The following is a 17719-nucleotide window of genomic DNA, read 5'->3' on the forward strand; positions in this document are numbered from 1 at the left end:
TGGCAAAATTTGTACGGAAATAGCGGGGAGGGATCAGAGGGGAAGCGCACCGCCCCAGCACGGTCAAGTGTGGCCTCTTCACCCTACCGCCGCCGCAGGTCCACCCCATGCGCCCGCAGCTCCTCCTTCGCCACCGTCTCGGTGTGCACGATGTCGGGGCCGTCGGCGAGGCGCAGGGTGCGGGCCTGGGCATACATCATGGGCAGCGGCGTGTCCTGGCTGACGCCCGCGCCGCCGAAGACCTGAATGGCGCGGTCAATCACCCGCAGGGCGACGTTGGGGGCGACCACCTTGATCGCCGCGATCTGGCCCCGCGCGGCCTTGTTGCCCACGGTGTCCATCATGTGCGCGGCCTGCATGGTCAGCAGCCGGGCCTGGTCGATCTCCATGCGGCTGTGGGCGATGGCCTCGCGCACGTGCTGGTGCCCGGCGAGCGGCTTGCCGAAGGCGACGCGCTGGCCGCTGCGTTCCACCATCAGCTCCAGCGCCCGCTCCGCCTGACCGATCAGCCGCATGCAGTGGTGAATGCGGCCCGGCCCCAGGCGCCCCTGCGCGATCTCGAAGCCCCGGCCCTCGCCCAGCAGGATGGAGGAGGCAGGCACGCGCACGTCCTGAAAGGTCATCTCGGCGTGGCCGTGCGGGGCGTCGTCGTAGCCGAAGACGGTCAGCATCCGCTCGGTGGTCACGCCCGGCGCGTCCATCGGCACCAGAATCATGGACTGCTGGAGGTGGCGCTCGGCGTTGGGATCGGTCTTGCCCATGAAGATGCTGACCGCGCAGCGGGGATCGCCCGCCCCGCTGGTCCACCACTTACGGGCGTTGATGACGTAGTCGTCGCCGTCGCGGGTGATGCTGGCCTGGATGTTCGTCGCGTCACTGGAGGCGACCTCCGGCTCAGTCATGGAGAACGCGGAGCGAATCTCGCCGTTCAGGAGGGGCACGAGCCACTGCTCCTGCTGCTCGGGGGTGCCGTAGCGGGCCAGGACCTCCATGTTGCCGGTGTCGGGCGCGTTGCAGTTGAAGATTTCGGGCGCCCACCAGACCCGGCCCATCACCTCGCACAGCGGGGCGTATTCGAGGTTGCTCAGGCCGGGGCCGAACTCGCCCCGGGGGTCGCTGGCGGGCGGCAGGAAGAGGTTCCAGAGGCCCTCGGCCCGCGCCCTCGGCTTGAGGTCCTCGATGAGCTGGACGTGCTCCCAGCGGTTGCCCTCGTTCACCTGGCGGTGGAACTCGGCCTCGTTGGGATAGATGTACTCGTCCATGAAGGCGGTCAGGCGGGCGTGCAGGTCGGTGGTGCGCGGGGAAACGTCGAACATGGTCATGGCAGTTCCTCCTGGAGATGCAGGGGACGAAAGGTGGCCGCATTGCCCTCGATGCCCAGCAGCACTTCGTGGGCGGGGCCGCCGTCCTCGCGCCGGACGGTCAGGCCCAGCGCGAGAATCTCGTCGAGCAGCGCCTCGGCGCGGGTCATCAGGGTAGGGTCGGCGTCGTGGGCCAGCTCGTCGGTCAGGCGGGCTTCCTCGTCGAAGACGGCGCGGTAGGGGGCGAAGGCTTCGGTGGGCTGAAAGTCGCAGTGGAGGGCGAACGAATCCGTGTGCAGGAGCGGCAGCCGCGCGAGGAGCACGCCGTCCCGTTCCAGCAGGTAGGTGGTCACGGCGCTCCCCTCCCGACCGGGGCGATGGTCGCCAGCGCCGCCGCGACGTGGGTGTCGTCCTCTCCCCCGCTGCGGGCGTACACGTCGGCCCGCACGACGACCTGACGGCCCCCGGCCCGCAGGACCTCGCCGCGTGCCCACAGCACTTCTCCCCGCGCCGGGGCCAGCAGGTTGAGCTTGTATTCGGCCGTCACCACGTCCCCGGCGACCGAGGCAGCGGCCCAGGCGCTCACCGTGTCCGCGAGGTAACCGACGACCGCCCCGTGCGCGTGGCCGTGGTGCTGGGTCAGGTCGGGGCGCAATTCCAGTTCGATCTCCACCACGCCCGCCTCCAGCCGCCGCAGCCGGGTGCCCATGAAGCAGGTAAAGCCGCTCGTCTGCGCGGCCCGTTCCAGGCGTTCGCGCAGGGCGGTGAGGTCCGGGGCCGTCATGACTGCACCTGCGCGACGGGCACGCGGGCCAGCGTCTCGCCGTGCAGGGAACTCAGGATCAGGTGCTCGCCGTGGGGCAACACCTGGGTGATATAGCCGTAACTCCCCGGCCCGCTTCCCTGCGCGAAGGCGACCGGGCGGCCCTCCAAATTCAGAGCGACGAGCATGGATTCCTCGGGAAGCGGGAGCTTCACTCGTTCGGAAATCCGGGCAATCATCCGCCGCAGCCAGGGCTGACGCGCGGTGGCGTCCAGCAGCGGCGAGCGGCGGCTGGGCAGGGCGACCCAGAAGGTGTCCACGCCGTCCCAGCGTACGTTGTCGGGGTAGCCGGGGAGGTGGTCGGTGAACACCTCCAGCGTTCCGGCCCGCTCACCCACCAGCCACAGCCGGTGCACCCTGGGTCCCCCCGTCTCGGTGACGACCAGATACGCCTCCTCTGGCCCCAGCGTGACCCCGTTGGGAAAGTTCAGGCCGCGTGCGAGGACGGCGGTGTCGCCCGTCTCCAGGTCGTGCCGCAGCACCCGCCCGTGCCCGCCGTGTTCCAGCAGGTCGAGGAGTTCATGCGGCCAGGGGTACTTGCTCGACGCGTCGGTGAAGTAGACGAAGCGCCCGGCCCGGTCCACGTCGAGGTCGTCGGTGAAGCGGAAGGGGACGCCCTCCGCCCCGGTGGCGAGGACCTCTGGCTCTCCCCCGTCCAGCCGCACCCGCAGCAGCCCGCGCAGCGCGTCCGCGACGAGCAGCGAGCCGTCCGGGTGAAAGCGCAGGCCCAGAGGCCGCCCGCCCGTGTTCGCCACGACCTCGGGCCGGGAGCCGTCCGGCGCGAAGCGGACGATGGCCCCGCTGCCGAAGCCGCTGTAGAGGCGTCCCTGGGCATCCACCGCGACCGACTCCGGCGAGGTCTGACCGGGCACCGGGGCGAAGTGTTCCGCCGTGTCCAGCCGCCCGTTGTCCGCGTATGGCCCGCCCGTCCGCGAGGGGGCCAGGCCCGGCCCCTCCCAGGCGACCGGGCGCACCCGTGTGGGCGCGAGCAGGAGCCAGCCCAGGCCCGCGCCGAGGGTCAGGCCGAGGAGCGTTCGGAGCCTCACGCCCCACCCCCCGCCGGGGCCACGTCCGCCACGACGATGGTGCCCAGCGCGGTGGCGACCAGCTTTCCCTGCCCGCCCTGCACGGCGAAGATGTCGCAGCGGGTCACCGCCTGCCGCCGGGTCGCGCTGATAACACTGCCCCGCGCGACCAGCGCGTCACCCACGCCGGGCCGCAAAAAGTTGATCTTGAATTCCGAGGTCAACACGCTGGGGCCAAGCGCCGCCGCCCCCATAAAGGTGAGGGCGATGTCGGCCAGCGCCGCCTGCACGCCCCCGTGCGCGAAGCCGTGGTGCTGGGTCAGCTCCGCCCGGAAGGGCACGCGCACGACCACCCCATCCGGCGCCATGTGCTCTACCCGCGCCCCCACGAGCACGCTGAAGGGCTGTGAATCCAGCACGCTCTGCGCGAAGGCGACCGCCTGCGGCCCCTCCAGCGCCGTCACAGGTACACCCGCATCACGGTCTCGGCGGTGGCGGCGGGCTTTTCACTGCCCTCCAGCTCGATGGTGTTGGCGACGGTGAGCTGGGCGTAACCGGGGCCGTCTTCCACGTTCAGCAATGTGGCGCGGTTGCGCAGGCGGCCGCCCACCGGCACGGGCGCAATGAAGCGCACCCGGTTCAGGCCGTAGTTCACCACCATCCGCACGCCCTCCAGCGCGGGAAAGCCGCCGCCGGTCATGAAGTGCCCCGCCAGCAGCGAGAGGGTCAGGAAACCGTGCGCGACCGGCCCCCCAAAGGGCGTCTGCGCGGCCCGCACGGGGTCCACGTGGATGAACTGATGGTCGCCCGTCGCGTCGGCAAACTGCCCCACCATCTCCGGCGAGACGGTCACCCACTCCGAGAGGGCGAGTTCCCCGCCGAGGCGGGCGCGGAGGTCGTCGAGGTGCATGGAGACTCCTTTGGGGGACAGCTCTCAGATCGCCGTGATGCCGCCGTCCACCGCGATGTTCTGCCCGGTCATGTAGGCCGAGGCGTCCGAGGCGAGCAGCAGCGAGAGGCCCTTGAGGTCCTCGTCGTTACCGAGTCGGCCCAGCGGCGTGTAGCCCAGGATGGTCTCCTCGCCATACGCGAGGGTGCCCTTGGTCATCTTGGTGGGGAAGTACCCGGGGCAGATCGAGTTGACGGTGATGCCGTACTTGGCCCACTCGGCGGCCAGCGTGCGGGTAAGGTTCACGACCGCACCCTTGGACGTGTTGTAGGCGAGCGTGCCCGCCATGCGGGGGCTGTTGCCGCGCAGCCCGGCGACCGAGGCGACGTTGATGATGCGGCCTGCCCTGGCCGGAATCATGCAGCGCTTCCCGACTGCCTGGGTGAGCAGAAAGAGGCCATTCACGTTGAGGTTGATGACCTTCTGCCACGCTTCGAAGGGATGGTCCTCAGCGGGCGCGCCCCAGGTGGCCCCGGCGTTGTTCACGAGGATGTGGATGGGGCCGACCTCCGCGTGGATGCGCTCGACCAGCGGCTCGATGGTCTCGAACTGCGACAGGTCGTGCGGGTAGACGTGCGCGGTGATGCCCATCCCGGTGAGGTGTGCCCTGGCATCGTCCAGCTCGTTTTGCTTGCGGGCGGTCAGGACGACGGTCGCCCCGTACTCGCCCAGCGCCTCGGCGATTTGCAGGCCGAGGCCGCGCGAGCCTCCGGTGATCAGGGCGACTTTGCCGGTGAGGTCGAAGAGTTCCTTGAGTGCCATGCGGGGTGCCTCCGGGGTGGGTTGTGACGCTTGTCCGCCCCACCATAAGGAGAAATGTACGTGCGCGTCAATTCTGAACGTGAGCGGATATTGTGCCCGCCCGTATCCGGCACCGGCCGCCGGCGCAAGGGAGGGTTGCCCAACGGGCCTTCATGCAAGTTCGGCCCAGCGCAGCGCGGCCAGTGGGCACGCTGGGGCATGTCCAGGCGCCACTTTCTGCCCACCTTGTCCGCCCTGGTCCTGCTGGGGACCGCTCCCACCCCGGCGGCCCACGCCCAGCCTGCCAGCGTGACCTTGAAAAACATCCGCCACGAACTTCAGGGCCGGGACAACTGCGGCCCGGTCACGGCGCTGACGGTCGCGGGCTACCACGGCACCCGGATCACGCAGGCGCAGGCGGCGAGTGCGCTGAAAGATTCGCCGCGCGACCCGCAGGTCACCAGTCTGGAGCTGGCGGCGTACCTGGGGCGCTTCGGGCTGCGCAGCGTGATTCGCTACGTGGGGACGCCGCAGCTGCTGCGGGGCCTGGTGTCGCGCGGGCTGCCGGTGATCGTGCAGCAGCGGCTGCAACCCGGCAGCCCGGTGGCGCATTTCCGCACGGTGTACGGCTATGACCGGGGCCGCTTCCTGACTTCCGACCCCCTGCGCGGCCCGGCCCTGTGGCTGAGCGAGGCCGAGCTGATGGACCTCTGGCACTACTACAACGGCGAATACATGGTGGCCTACCCGCCGGGCAAGGAAAGCGAGGTGCGCGCGGCCCTGGGCGAGAACTTCAGCGCGGCGGCCAACTGGCAGGCGCTGCGGCGGGTGGGCGAGAGCAACGTGAAGGCCAGGCCGAACGATCCGTACAACTGGTGGGCGCTGGGCAAGGCGAACCTGCGGCTGGGCAATGTCCGGGCGGCCGCCGCCAACTTCGAGCGGGCCGCCTCGCTGGGCGTGCCCACGCTGTACTACCTGTACCGCCAGGAAGCGTTCGAGGCCTGGACCCAGTCGGGCGACCACGACCAGACACTCAAGTACGCGCAGCAGGCGCTGCGAATCGACCCGGCCAGCAAGGAACTGCTGAGGTTTCGCAACCTGGCCCGCGCGGCGCTGGGCGGGTAAGGCGGCCGCCCGCCGCGAGCGGGGCCGCGTGGTAGCGTCCCCCCATGCCCACCCTGCTGGACGCCTCCCCCGACGATCCGCGCGTCGCCAGCCTGATGCAGGCCCAGCAGCGCGAGTTGCGCGCCCTGTACAACGACACCGACGAGCGCACCGAACCCTTCGACCCGGCCACCCTGGCGGGCGAGGGCAGCGCGCTGGTGGCGGTCGAGGAAGGGGGAGCGCTGCTGGCGTGCGGAGCGCTCAAATGCCTCAGCCACGACACGGCGGAGATCAAGCGCATGTATACCGTGCCGGAAGCGCGCGGCCAGGGCCTGGGGCGCCGGGTTCTGGGGGCGCTGATCGAGCGGGGGCGGGCGCTGGGGTACGCCCGGCTGGTGCTGGAGACGGGTGACCTTCAGGCGGAGGCGCTGCGGCTGTACGGGTCGGCGGGCTTTGTCCGCATTCCCAATTACGGCTACTACGTCGGCATGGAAAACAGCCTCTGCTACGGGTTGCAGTTGGAGGCGGAGGCCCCATCGGGAACCCGGCTTCCCCCAGACCCGTACCCCCAGACATGAAGCTCCGCACCCTGATTCGCACTGCCGCCCGCCGGGAAGCGGGCAGCGTGGGCGACGCCGCCCGGCGGGCCGCCGAGGCCCTGCGCCAGGACCCCCGCGTGCAGGACACCGCCGCACGGCTGAGAACCCGCGCCCAGGAATTCGGCGGCGCGGCCCGCAGCCAGGCCGACTCGCACCTCGAACGGCTGATCGAGCGCGCCCACACCCGGTCGGGTGACCCCGTTCCGGACGACGTGGCGGCCGTGCTGGCCCGCCGCCGCCACGAGCGCGAGGCGCGGGCCGCCCAGGCACGGGCACGGGCCGCGCTGCTCGCTCAGGGCGAGACGGCCGAGCAGCGCCGGGTGCTGACGCTGCTGGCAGAAGTCACCCCCTGGGCGGGTGGACAACCCGGCGAACTGCGGTACACCGGCCTGCTCGACCGCCTGGCCCCCTCGGGCAGCCCCGAGGCCGAGATGCCGGTCCACCGCGCCCTGTGGACCCTCGCAGAACGCCGGGTCCTCGCCGTCTCGCCGCACGGCGCCGTCACCGCCTGCCCCCTGCCGACCGACCTGGCCGTCACCGACCTCGGCGCTGGGCCGGGGGCCTGAGGGGGTAAAGACGGCTGGGCCAGAGCTGCTTTTCTTCACCCAGGCTGATGCGCCGCCGCCATCCGCGCCGCCGCCTCCGCGTGGTCGATCCAGGCGACGATCACGCCGGGCAGCTGCCGGGCCAGGGCGGCAGGCAACCGTGGACTGACGCGCAGGGCGCCCCCGGTGGCCCGGACGGGCAGCGGCCCCACCCGCGCCTGCACCCGCCGGGCGAGGTCGGCCAGGGACGCGGCGGCCCCGTCCAGCAGCGCCTGCGCGACCGGGTCCCCGGCGTCGGCGGCGCGGCCCACCGCCGGGGCGAGCGAGGCGATGGCGGCGGCGCCCGGCCCCCCGTAGGCGAAGGCCCGCAGCGCCGGCCAGTCGAGGCCGCCCGTCAGGGCGGCGATCTCGGCGGCCAGCGGCGAGGACGGCACCTCTCCGGCGTCGAGCGTGTCGGTCAGCCAGCGCAGCGCCGCGCGGCCCAGGCTGAAGCCGCCGCCGTCGTCGCCCAGGCGGTAGCCGCGCCCGCCCGCCCGGACGACCGCGCCGCCGTCCCCCGAGACGTGGTAGGCGATGCTCCCGGTCCCCGCGTACAGCAAGATGCCCTCTCCCGGCGCGAGGTGCGCCCGGTAGGCGAGGTCGAGGTCCCCCTCAACGGTCACGCGCCCGGGGGGGACCCCCAGCGCCCGCGCCAGCGCCGCGCGCACCGTGTCCGCCGCCGCCGAGCCGGAGTGCAGGCCCGGCACCCCGGCGTGGACGGTGTCCGGCACGCCCGGAAGCGCCCGCGTGAGCTGGGCCAGCGCCGCTTCCCCCTCCGCGCGGGCGAGCAGCGCGGCGGTCAGCGGCCGGGCCTGCCCGCGCGCGACCACCGCCCCGCCCCCCACCAGCGCCCAGCCGGTGCCGCTGCCTCCCGCGTCCAGCCCCAGGGCGAGGGGCGGCCCGGTCACGTCCAACACGGTGTCCGGTTCATGATGTTCGGCCCTGGGTGTCAAGGCAGCGCGAGGTCCGGCACGGCGGTGACCCGGCGGGCCGGAGCGGTCAAGGCGGCGCTCGTCACGTCCCCGATCTTCACCCGCAGCTCGCCCTCCGGCACCCGCAGGAAGCCGTAGCGTCCGTTGCCGTCCGTCTGGGTGCGGGCGACCTCGCTTCCCTGGGCATTCAGCAGCACGGCGGTCCGGCCGCCTAGCGGGCCACTCGCCACCGTCACGCGGCCACCCACCGCCCGCAATTTGGCGGGGTCGGGGCGGTCCCAGCGGGCAGGCTTCTCGAAGGGGCCACCCTCGCCGCTGAGCTTCGCGGCCAGCTCGGGGATGACCTCCTCCTTGGTGCGCTTGGCCTCGTTCACGTCGCGGTCGGGCGTGCGGTAGGAGTACCCGGCCCAGCCGCTGAGGCCCGCCGCCTGCGTCTGGCGAATCTGGTTCACGCTGCTGGCCTGATCGTTGAGGTAGATCGCCGCCCCGCTGACCTGTCCCACGTCGGGATACTTCCTGAGCAGACCGGCGGCAAAGGCGTTCCATTGCCCGAACCACAGCGCCTGATCGGCCACGAAATCGCGCTTGTAGTTCATCATCACGTTGAGGTCGAGGTAGCCCTGTTCCACCCAGGTCAGCCAGTCCTGCCCGACCTCCGCGTAGGGGCGCGAGGTGCGGAAGGCGGCCTCGTCCGCAGGCCCGGCCCCGTAGGTGATGGTCGCGGCGTTCACGCTCACGTCAGGCCGCACGGCCTTGACCGCCAGCGCCGTCTCGCGCACCAGGTTGGTGACCTGCTGGCGGCGCCACGCGCTCCACGCGGGGTCGGCGGGGTCGGGCGTGCCCGAGGTGCCCGACTCGGCGCGGTAGCGTTCCAGCGCCGTCTCGTTGTAGCCCCACTGCACCGGGCCGCCCACCGGGTTGAAGTCGGGGTAACGCACCCGGTCGAACTGGATGCCGTCCACGTCGTAGTTCTTCACGACACTGACGTACATGTTCTTGATGTACTCGGCGGCGTCGGGATGCCCGGGGTCCATCACCCAGTCGGCGCCCGCCTTCACGGTGCCGTCGGCCTTGAGGGTCAGCCAGTTGTCGCGCCCGGTCGCCGTGGGACCGTGTGCGTGGAAGGCGTGGCCGGGCGGCGGCGCGACCACCGCGCTGTTCCACAGGGCGGTCGTGATGATCCAGGCGTGAACCTGGATGCCCTGCGCGTGCGCCTTGGTGAGCAGGTCGGCGAGGGGATCAAACCCGGCGGGCACGGCGGGGTCGTTGGTGCGCGGCATCGCGGCGTTGTTGCAGTAGCAGTCGCCCCGGCGCCCGACCTGCGCGAACAGGACGTTCACGTTCATCTTCCTCGCGTCCGCGACCAGCAGGTCCACTTCAGCGGGCGTTTTCAGGCCGGGGCCGAAAGCGTCCACCCACAGCCCGCGCACCTCACGGGGCGTGGTGTCGCGCGGGCCGCCGCCCCCGCACGCGGCGAGAATCAGGGGGGCCAGCAGCAGCGGGGCAAACTTGAGGGTCCGGGTCATGGGTGCTCCTTGGGGTCAGGCGGGGGCGGACGGAAGAACGCCTGGCGGCGGCTCGCCTTCAGCGGCTCTGGGTGTCCGCCGCGTCACGCAGCGCGTCGCCCAGAAAGTTAAAGGCCAGCACGGAAATCACGATCAGGAGGCCCGGCGCCAGCAGCCAGGGGTAGAGGCTCAGCGTCTCGAAGTTCTGCGCGTCCCTCAGCAGCAGGCCCCAGCTCGTCATGGGTTCCTTGATGCCCAGGCCCAGAAAGCTCAGGGCGCTCTCGCCCAGGATGTAGCCGGGCAGCGCCAGGGTGGCCGTCACGATCAGGATGGAGCTGAGGTTGGGCATGATGTGGCGCAGGATCACCCGCAGGTCCGACGCCCCGACCGCCCGCGCGGCCTGCACGTAGTCCACCCCGCGCGCCGACATCACCTGCCCGCGCACCACCCGCGCCAGCCCCGCCCAGCCGATGAGGGCCAGCACCGCGATGATGCCCAGGTAGACCCAGGTGCTCGGCCAGCGCGCCGGGATGATGGTCGAGAGCGCGAGCAGGATGGGCAGCCTCGGGAAACTCAGCAGCACCTCGATCAAGCGCTGGATCAGCCCGTCCACCCGGCCCCCGAAGTACCCGCTGACCCCCCCCAGCAGGATGCCGATGGCGAAGCTGATCAGCACGCCGATCACGCCCACCGTCAGGCTGACCTGCGCGCCCACCAGCGTCCGCGAGAGCAGGTCGCGCCCGAACTTGTCGGTGCCCCACAGGAAGGCGGTGCCCCCCGGCACGCCGAAGAGGTGCCACTGGCTCTGAAAGACGCCCAGAAAGCTGTAGCCGTAGCGGGCGGGGTCGTCGCCGCGCACCAGAAATCGGATCGGCAGCGGGCGCTCGCGGTTCTCCGCGAAGGTGCTGGCAAAGGTCACCGGGTCGCGGGTCTTTTCCACCGGATACACGAAAGGCCGGGTGAGCTGGCCCTGGTGAACGAGGCGCACCCGCTGCGGCGGCTGGTGCGGAAAGTCGGGGTGCTGCGCGGTGATCGAGTACGGCGCCAGAAAACCTGCCAGCAGCGCCATCAGGTACAGCGCGGCCAGCACCCAGGCGCTGAGCACGCCCACCCGGTTGCGGCGAAAGCGCCGCAGCGCCAGAGCGAGCGGGCTGGCCTGCCGGGGCGCGGCGGCGGGGGGGGAAGTCAGGGCCGTCATTCGAAGCGAATCCGGGGGTCGGCCCAGGCGAGCGCGAGGTCCGCGAGCAGGTTGCCGACTAGCAGCATCAGCGCGCTGAACAGCAGCAGGGTCATGGCGACGTACTGGTCTTTGTTCAGCAGGCTGTCGTACAGGAAGGGGCCGATGGTGGGCAGGTTCAGCACGATGGAGGCGATGATGGTGCCCGAGATGAGGCTGGGCAGGCTCAGCCCCGCGAGGCTGATCAGGGGGTTGACCGCGTTGCGGACCGCGTGGCGCCACAGCACCCGCCGGGGCGCCAGCCCCTTGGCCCGCGCGGTGCGGACGTAATCCTGGTTGATCACGTCGAGCATGGAGGCCCGCATCTGCCGCATCAGCCCCGCGACCCCCTCCAGCCCGATGGCGATCATCGGAATCCAGAGGTGGTTCAGCAGGTCGAGCACCTTCGCCCCGCTCCAGGGCGCGTCGATGAACTGCGGGCTGAAGAGGCCGCCCACGTTGGTCCCGCCGAAGTTCAGCACCAGCGCGATCAGCAGCAGCGCGACCAGGAAGTCCGGCGTGGCGAGGCTGATATAGCCCAGGAAGTTCAGCACCGTCGAGCCGGGGCCGTAGCGGTTGAGCGCCGTGTAGATGCCCAGCGGAATGGCGATGGCCCAGCTCACCAGCAGGGTCAAGAGCGCCAGGAACACGGTCCAGCCCAGGCGCTCCCAGATCAGGGAACTCACCGGGCGCCCGTTCACGAACGAGAACCCGAAGTCCCCCTCGGTCACGATGCCCCGGATCCAGGTCAGGTACTGCACGTAGGCGGGCTGGTCCAGACCCAGTTGCCGGGTGATGGATTCGACCGTCTCGCGCGTCACCCGGGGGTCTTCGAGGTACTGGTCGAGGAAGGAGCCGGGTTGCAGGCGAATCACCACGAAGCACACGACCGAGATCAGCAGCAGCGTGGGCACCATGCCCAGGATGCGGCGCAGGGCGTAGGTCAGCATGGGGAGGGCGTGGGGCGTGGGGAGGGGGAAGTGGGAAAAAACAAGGTCAGCGGCTCCCTGTGGGGTCAGGCGGAGGGGGAAAAAGGGGGAAGGGTCAGGCGCTGCGGGGAGGCAGGCAACCTCCACTCACCACTGACCACTCCCCACTCACGGCCCCTTACTTCTGGTAGATCAGCGGCACCGGGTTGTAGCCGGGAATCACGCCGAGGTTGTAGATGTAGTTGCCGTAGCGGTTGTTCACGGCCCCGATGTTCTCGGGCTTGGCGATGGGCGTGACTGGCAGGTTCTGGGCGAACAGCAGTTGCCAGCGGGTGTACAGCGCCTTGCGCTGGCTGCGGCTGGTGGTCACGGCGGCGTCCTCGAAGATCTCGTAGATCTGGCGCTCCCACGGGGCCATGCGGGCCACGTTGGGCCGGGCGCCGTCCTGGGCGGGCTGGAGGCTGCGGTGCCAGTAGTACAAAGCACCCCCCGGCTGCCAGATGGGCTTGCGCAGTTCGGGGTCGGGCTGGTCCCCGAAAGCGTGCAGGATCATCTCCCAGTCGCCGCTCTGGCCGGTCGAGAGCAGCTTGGAGCTGAGAATGCCGCGCAGGTTGACCTTGACACCCAGCGCCTTGAAGTCGTTCTGGATGATCGTGGCGATGGCCGGGTAGACGCTGGAGTCGGTGCCGTAGGTCAGGTCGAATTCCAGATTCTTGCCGCCGGGCAGGTTGCGGACGCCGTCGCGGTTGGTGTCGCGGATGCCCAGGGCGTCGAGCGCCTGCCCCGCCGCCGCGAGGTTGAAGCTGCCCAGCTGGCTGCGGGTGTTGGCGTACCAGTCGCGGTTGACCGGCGCCACCCCGTGCCCCGGCAGGCCCGCCAGCCCGTTGTAGACGGTGTCGATGATGCGCTCGCGGTTCAGGGCGCCCTGCATCGCGCGGCGAAAGCGCACGTCGCTGAAGACCTTGGCGAGCGCCGGGTCCTTGGCGTCGAAGTTGTAGGCGACGAAGGGCGGGCTGCCGAACAGGGCGGTCGAGCGGAAGACCTTGAAGGGCGCGCCCGCCACTTCCCTCTGCTTGAGGTCCGGGAACTGGGCGCCCGTGATGTTGAGCTGGTCGATGTTTCCGGCCAGGAACTGCGCGACCTGCGCCTGCGGATCGCGGATGATCAAAAAGTCCAACCCGGCCAGGTAGGGCAGCTTGGTGCCGCGCGCGTCCACCTTCCAGTAGTTGGGGTTTTTCACCAGCGAGACCTTCTGCCCGGCGGTGTAGTTGCTCAGGCGAAAAGGCCCGGTGCCCACGACCTCGGACTCCTTGACGTTGCTGGGCCACGCCCCGTTGATGTCGGCGGGCTTGGCGCCGCCTTCCTGCGAAAACTTCAGCAGCTTGTGCTTGGGCATGATGAAAGAGCGCATCTGGAGCAAGAAAGCTGGGCTGGGGCGCGGCAGCACGAACTGCACGGTGGTCGCGTTCACCTTGCGGACCTCGACCTGCTTGCCGTCGAGCTTGAACGACGCGGCGTCTCCCGCCCGCGCCTCGGGGTTCATGATGATCTGGCTGTAGGTAAAGACCACGTCGTCGGCGTCAAAGGCCTGGCCGTCGCTCCACTTGACGCCCTGACGCAACTTGAAGGTGTAGGTGCGGCCGTCGGGGCTGACGGTCCAGCTTTCGGCCAGCGCAGGCTCGACCTTGTAGGTCGCGTAGTTGAACTCGACCAGCCCGTCGAACAGCTGCTGCGAGACCAGCCCGAGGTTGTTGTCGATCACACCGTAATAAAAGAGGCTCTGGGGGCTGTCGCCCAGGGCGAGCGTGTAGGTGCCGCCGGGCTTGCCCTCGGTCACGCCCAGGCTGGCGTAGCCGGTGACTTTCTTGGGGGCGGCGGCGGCGGTGCCCAGCAGGGCCAGCGTGACCAGACCGAGCAGGCCGGTCGTTCGGAGGGTGGAGACGCGTTTGAGCATGGAAAACCTCCCGGGAACGGGGCGAATTGTGGCTGAGATGACGCCTCAGCATAAGACCAATCGCAGACCTCTGCAAGCCTTGCGGCCCAGTGGTCCGGAAGTGGTACGGTAGGGCCGATGTCCGCCTCCTCTCCTCCCTGGGTCATTCCGCTGGACCCTGCGAGCGCCACGCCCGCCTACCTGCAGGTGGCGCAGGGCCTGGCCGCCCGCATCGAGAGCGGCGCGCTGGAGGGCGGGACCGCGCTGCCCGCCGAGCGCGACCTGGCCGGAACGCTGGGGCTGTCGCGGGTCACGGTGCGCCAGGCGCTCGCCCTGCTGGCGCGCCAGGGCCTGCTGACCCGGCGCCACGGCAGCGGGACGTTCGTGAACACTCAGGACCCCGCCGCCGACCCGGCCCGCCCGCCGCGCCCGCTGGGGCTGCTCACCGGCTTTTCCGACGACGTGCGCTCGCGCGGGGGCACGCCCGGCGCGCGGGTCCTGAGTTTCGAGCAGGGGCGCCCGACGCCGCAGGAGGCGATGACGCTGGCGCTCTCGCCGCAAGACCGGGTCTACCGCCTGCGCCGCCTGAGAACCGCCGACGGGGAACCGCTGGCGGTCGAGGAAAGCACCCTGCCCGCCGGGCCGGTGGGACCCCTCTCGGCGGCCGACGTGACCGACGCGAGCCTGTACGCCCTGCTGGCGGCGCGGGGCCTCAGCCCGGTGCGGGCGGTGCGGCACCTGCGGGCGGTGAATGCCGAGGCGCCCCTCTCGGGCTGGCTGGGCGTGCCCCCCGGCGCGGCGCTGCTCGCCACCGAGCGGGTGTCGTGGGCGGAGGGTGGGCGCCCGGTCGAGCACGCCCGCGCCCACTACCGGGGCGACCGCTACGACTTCGTGATGGAGCTGCACGGCGAGGCGGGCGCGTGACCCTGCCCCCCCGCGCCCCCCGCGTCCTGGGCCTGATGAGCGGGACCAGCGCCGACGGCATTGACGCCGCGCTGCTGGAGCTGCCGGGCTGGCCCGCACTGGGGACGGGCGGGGGCTTTCCAGGCTTGCCGGGGGGCGTGCCGCGTGGCCGGGTGGTGGGGCACCTTTTTACCCCCTACCCGCCGGGGCTGCGTGCGGCGGTGCTGCGGGCGATGCGGGGCGAGGCCACGACCCCGGACCTGACCCAGCTCCACTGGGGGCTGGGCGAGGCGCTGGCGGGGGCGGCGGCCCCGCTGGCCGGGGCCGCCGACCTGATCGCCTCGCACGGACAGACCGTGCAGCACCACCCCCGGCCGGATGCGGCGCGCGGCTGGGCGCGGCCCGCGACCCTGCAACTGGGAGAAGCGGCCGTGATCGCGGCCCGAACCGGAAAGCCCGTCGTGGCCGATTTCCGCCCGGCGGACCTGGCAGCGGGGGGACTGGGGGCGCCCCTGGTGCCCTTCGCAGACTGGGCGCTGTACGCGCAGGCGGGGGTGCGGCGGGCGATTCACAACCTCGGCGGGATCAGCAACCTGACCTTCCTGCCGGGTGCAGCCCGGGAGGACGTGCTCGCCTTCGACACCGGCCCCGGCAACTGCCTGCTCGACGAGGTCGCCGCCCTGGCCGGGCAGAGCTGCGACGAGGACGGGCGGCTGGCGGCGGCGGGCACGGTCCACCTGCCCACGCTGGCCGCGTGGCTGGCCCACCCCGAGTTGCAGATCACTCCGCCCAAAGCCAGCGGGCGCGAGGTCTGGACGCTGGAGCGCCTCCCCTCCCCCGCCTCCCTCAGCGTGCCCGACCTCGCGGCGACCGCCACCGCCTTCACCGCCCGCACGGTCGCGGACGCCTACGCCCGCTGGGTCGTGCCGCGCGGGCTGGACGAGATCGTGGTGGCGGGGGGCGGGGCGCGCAATCCCACCCTGATGGCGGCGCTCAGATCGGCCCTGGCGCCCCTGCCGGTGCGGACCTTCGGGGAGGTGGGGTGGGCCGAGTACGGCCTGACCGACGCCACCCGCGAGGCGGCGGCCTTCGCGCTGCTGGGCTACGCGCGGGCGCAGGGCTGGCCCAACACGCTCCCGCAGACCACGGGCGCCCGGCACGCCGCCTGCGCCGGAAAACTTCTCGCTTGCCCCCTTCCGGAGACGCCCGCATGACCCTGCCCCCCGCTGTCCCTGGCCCCTCTGCCCTGCCCGCCGACCCCCGCCGCACCGAGGCCGTTGACCCGGGGCACGCCGACCTCGACCGGCTGGGGGTGCAGGCGCTGGTGCAGGTGCTGGCCGACGACCAGCGCGCGGCGGTGGAGGCGGTGCGCGCGGCGGCCCCGGCGCTGGCCCGGGCGGTGGAGGCGGCGCTGCCCCGGCTCGCGGACGGCGGGCGGCTGGTCTACCTGGGCGCCGGAACCAGCGGGCGGCTGGGCATTCTCGACGCGACCGAGCTGACGCCGACCTTCTCCTGGCCGCCCGAGCGCGCCCTGGGGCTAATCGCCGGGGGCGAAGGCGCGATTCGCCAGGCGGTCGAGGGCGCCGAGGACGATCCCGCGCTGGGCGAGGCCGACCTGCGCGCGGTGGGGGTGGGGCCGGGCGACGTGGTGATCGCGGTCGCGGCGAGCGGCACCACCCCCTACGTGCTGGGCGCCGCCCGCGCGGCGCGGGCGGCGGGCGCGCTGACCGTGGGGCTGGCGAACAATCCCGGCACGCCGCTGCTGGCCGCCTGCGAGTGCCCGGTCCTGCTGGACACCGGGCCGGAGGTGATCAGCGGGAGCACCCGCCTGAAGGCCGGGACCGCCCAGAAAATCGCGCTGAACACGCTGTCGAGCGCCCTGATGGTGCGGCTGGGCAAGGTCTACGGCAACCTGATGGTGGACGTGCGGGCCAGCAACAGCAAGCTCGCGGCCCGCGCCCTGCATCTGACCCGCCACGCGACCGGCGCCGGGGAGGCCGAGGCCCGCGCCGCCCTGGACGCGGCGGGCGGCCACGTCAAGACGGCCCTGGTGATGCTGCGCCTGGACCTGGGCGCCCCCGAGGCCGAGGCCCGCCTCGCGGCGGCGGGCGGCCACGCCCGGACGGCGCTGGGCGAGGGTCTGGAGGAGGGATGATTCCCGCGCGCACCCGCGAGCTGCTCACGCGGGCCGTGGAGGGCGGCGACCTTCCTGGCGCTGCGTTGGGCGTGGTCAGCGCGGCGGGCGAGCAGGCGACCCTGGTGCTGGGCCACGCCGCCCTCGACCCCGAACCCGTGCCGCTGGAGGAGGATTTCGCCTGGGACCTCGCCAGCCTCACCAAGCCGCTGCTGACCGCCCGCGAGGTGCTGCGCGGCGCAGAAGACGGCCTGCTCGACCTCGACGATCCCCTGGCAGCGCACCTGCCCGAGCTGGCCTGGATGCAGGACGCGGCCCTCCAGACGCGCACGCTGCGCCAGCTCCTGACCCACACGGCGGGCCTTCCGGCCTGGGCGCCGCTCTACACCTGGGGAGACGCGGCGACCATCCGCGCGCGGCTGCTTCAGGAACCCTGGCCGCTGGCCGACCCCGGCGAGGTGCTGTACAGCGACCTGGGTTACCTGCTGCTGGGCAGCGTGCTGGAGCGGGTGCGGGGGCAGCCCCTGCGCGACTTTGCCCTGGACCCCGGGCTGACCTTTGCGCCCGATCCCGCCCGCACCGCCGCCACCGAGCGCTGCCCCTGGCGCGGGCGGGTGCTGCGCGGCGAGACCCACGACGAGAACGCCTGGGCGCTGGGCGGCGTGTCCGGCCACGCCGGGCTGTTCGGCACCCTGGCGGGCGTGCTGGCGCAGGCCGGGCAGCTGCTGCGCGGAGGCTGGCTCTCCCCGGCGGGGCAGGCGGCGGCCCTCGCCCCGGCCGCTCCGGGCCGCACCCTCGCCTTTGTGGCCGCGCAGCCGGGCTGGAGCGGCGGCAGCCTGTGCAGCGCGGCGGCCTTCGGGCACACCGGCTTTACCGGGACGGGGCTGTGGGTGGACCCGGCGCGCGGCCTGGCCTGGGTGCTGCTGACCCACCGGGTGCATCCCAGCCGCCACGGGCCGCTCGATATCCAGGCGCTGCGCCGCGCGGTGGGCAACACCCTGCTGGCGGCGCAGCGGGCCGGGAGCTAAAACCTCCCGGACT

The 17719-nt window shown here is 72.0% G+C and carries 19 protein-coding genes; 7 read left to right on the forward strand and 12 right to left on the reverse strand.

Going from position 1 to position 17719, the window contains the following annotated elements; all coding sequences use genetic code 11:
• Positions 1-83: 83 nt before the first annotated feature.
• From HNQ09_RS06510 to HNQ09_RS06540, 7 genes are read right to left on the reverse strand one after another with little or no spacing between them, the layout of a single operon-like run.
• Complete coding sequence (locus HNQ09_RS06510; protein WP_184027012.1) at positions 84-1322, reverse strand: acyl-CoA dehydrogenase family protein; 1239 nt, start codon at positions 1320-1322, stop codon at positions 84-86.
• Positions 1319-1654 carry a hypothetical protein gene (locus HNQ09_RS06515; RefSeq protein WP_343057636.1) on the reverse strand — a complete coding sequence of 112 codons (336 nt, stop codon included), beginning with the start codon at positions 1652-1654 and terminating at the stop codon, positions 1319-1321. The genes HNQ09_RS06510 and HNQ09_RS06515 overlap by 4 nt, the downstream gene beginning before the upstream one ends.
• A complete protein-coding gene (locus HNQ09_RS06520; protein ID WP_184027014.1) occupies positions 1651-2085 on the reverse strand; it encodes a PaaI family thioesterase in 435 nt (144 codons plus the stop codon). The genes HNQ09_RS06515 and HNQ09_RS06520 overlap by 4 nt, the downstream gene beginning before the upstream one ends.
• Positions 2082-3170 (reverse strand): SMP-30/gluconolactonase/LRE family protein, encoded by a 1089-nt coding sequence (locus HNQ09_RS06525; protein ID WP_184027016.1) that lies wholly within the window; start codon positions 3168-3170, stop codon positions 2082-2084. The genes HNQ09_RS06520 and HNQ09_RS06525 overlap by 4 nt, the downstream gene beginning before the upstream one ends.
• Positions 3167-3613 (reverse strand): hotdog fold thioesterase, encoded by a 447-nt coding sequence (locus tag HNQ09_RS06530; RefSeq protein ID WP_184027018.1) that lies wholly within the window; start codon positions 3611-3613, stop codon positions 3167-3169. The genes HNQ09_RS06525 and HNQ09_RS06530 overlap by 4 nt, the downstream gene beginning before the upstream one ends.
• Positions 3610-4059: a MaoC family dehydratase gene (locus HNQ09_RS06535; RefSeq protein WP_184027021.1), complete on the reverse strand. Its 450-nt coding sequence runs from the start codon at positions 4057-4059 to the stop codon at positions 3610-3612. Before HNQ09_RS06535 ends, HNQ09_RS06530 begins: the two co-directional genes overlap by 4 nt.
• Positions 4060-4083: 24 nt before the next feature.
• On the reverse strand, positions 4084-4860 hold the full coding sequence (locus HNQ09_RS06540; protein ID WP_184027024.1) for an SDR family oxidoreductase: 777 nt from the start codon (positions 4858-4860) through the stop codon (positions 4084-4086).
• A gap of 198 nt (positions 4861-5058) precedes the next feature.
• Here HNQ09_RS06540 and HNQ09_RS06545 point away from each other — a divergent pair, with 198 nt between their 5' ends.
• From HNQ09_RS06545 to HNQ09_RS06555, 3 genes are read left to right on the forward strand one after another with little or no spacing between them, the layout of a single operon-like run.
• Positions 5059-5964 (forward strand): C39 family peptidase, encoded by a 906-nt coding sequence (locus HNQ09_RS06545; protein ID WP_184027027.1) that lies wholly within the window; start codon positions 5059-5061, stop codon positions 5962-5964.
• A 44-nt stretch (positions 5965-6008) separates the two neighbouring features.
• Entirely contained in the window at positions 6009-6521 is a 513-nt protein-coding gene (locus HNQ09_RS06550) for a GNAT family N-acetyltransferase (protein WP_184027030.1), read from the forward strand.
• On the forward strand, positions 6518-7108 hold the full coding sequence (locus tag HNQ09_RS06555) for a hypothetical protein (protein ID WP_184027033.1): 591 nt from the start codon (positions 6518-6520) through the stop codon (positions 7106-7108). The genes HNQ09_RS06550 and HNQ09_RS06555 overlap by 4 nt, the downstream gene beginning before the upstream one ends.
• A 35-nt stretch (positions 7109-7143) precedes the next feature.
• On the opposite strand, the gene HNQ09_RS06560 is transcribed toward HNQ09_RS06555, so the two are convergent.
• The 5 genes from HNQ09_RS06560 to HNQ09_RS06580 all read right to left on the reverse strand — a co-directional run bounded on the left by HNQ09_RS06560 (position 7144) and on the right by HNQ09_RS06580 (position 13662).
• Positions 7144-8034 (reverse strand): BadF/BadG/BcrA/BcrD ATPase family protein, encoded by an 891-nt coding sequence (locus HNQ09_RS06560; protein WP_184027036.1) that lies wholly within the window; start codon positions 8032-8034, stop codon positions 7144-7146.
• Positions 8035-8075: 41 nt separating this feature from the next.
• A complete protein-coding gene (locus tag HNQ09_RS06565) occupies positions 8076-9584 on the reverse strand; it encodes a family 10 glycosylhydrolase (RefSeq protein WP_184027039.1) in 1509 nt (502 codons plus the stop codon).
• Between the two features lie 58 nt (positions 9585-9642).
• Positions 9643-10761 (reverse strand): ABC transporter permease, encoded by a 1119-nt coding sequence (locus HNQ09_RS06570; RefSeq protein ID WP_184027042.1) that lies wholly within the window; start codon positions 10759-10761, stop codon positions 9643-9645.
• Positions 10758-11729 carry an ABC transporter permease gene (locus HNQ09_RS06575; protein WP_184027045.1) on the reverse strand — a complete coding sequence of 324 codons (972 nt, stop codon included), beginning with the start codon at positions 11727-11729 and terminating at the stop codon, positions 10758-10760. The genes HNQ09_RS06570 and HNQ09_RS06575 overlap by 4 nt, the downstream gene beginning before the upstream one ends.
• Positions 11730-11886: 157 nt before the next feature.
• Positions 11887-13662 carry an ABC transporter substrate-binding protein gene (locus tag HNQ09_RS06580; protein ID WP_184027047.1) on the reverse strand — a complete coding sequence of 592 codons (1776 nt, stop codon included), beginning with the start codon at positions 13660-13662 and terminating at the stop codon, positions 11887-11889.
• A gap of 117 nt (positions 13663-13779) precedes the next feature.
• On the opposite strand from HNQ09_RS06580, the gene HNQ09_RS06585 reads away from it, so the two are divergent.
• The 4 genes from HNQ09_RS06585 to HNQ09_RS06600 are packed head-to-tail and all read left to right on the forward strand — an operon-like array spanning position 13780 to position 17706.
• Positions 13780-14565 carry a GntR family transcriptional regulator gene (locus HNQ09_RS06585; protein WP_184027050.1) on the forward strand — a complete coding sequence of 262 codons (786 nt, stop codon included), beginning with the start codon at positions 13780-13782 and terminating at the stop codon, positions 14563-14565.
• The gene (locus HNQ09_RS06590) at positions 14562-15758 is read left to right on the forward strand and encodes an anhydro-N-acetylmuramic acid kinase (RefSeq protein WP_343057637.1); all 1197 of its coding nucleotides are present in this window, start codon (positions 14562-14564) and stop codon (positions 15756-15758) included. The genes HNQ09_RS06585 and HNQ09_RS06590 overlap by 4 nt, the downstream gene beginning before the upstream one ends.
• Complete coding sequence (murQ, locus tag HNQ09_RS06595) at positions 15755-16699, forward strand: N-acetylmuramic acid 6-phosphate etherase (protein WP_184027053.1); 945 nt, start codon at positions 15755-15757, stop codon at positions 16697-16699. The genes HNQ09_RS06590 and murQ overlap by 4 nt, the downstream gene beginning before the upstream one ends.
• Positions 16696-17706, forward strand: coding sequence for a serine hydrolase domain-containing protein (locus HNQ09_RS06600; protein WP_184027055.1), 1011 nt, complete (start codon positions 16696-16698; stop codon positions 17704-17706). Before murQ ends, HNQ09_RS06600 begins: the two co-directional genes overlap by 4 nt.
• Positions 17707-17719: the final 13 nt, after the last annotated feature.

The organism is Deinococcus budaensis, assembly GCF_014201885.1.
GTDB lineage: Bacteria > Deinococcota > Deinococci > Deinococcales > Deinococcaceae > Deinococcus > Deinococcus budaensis.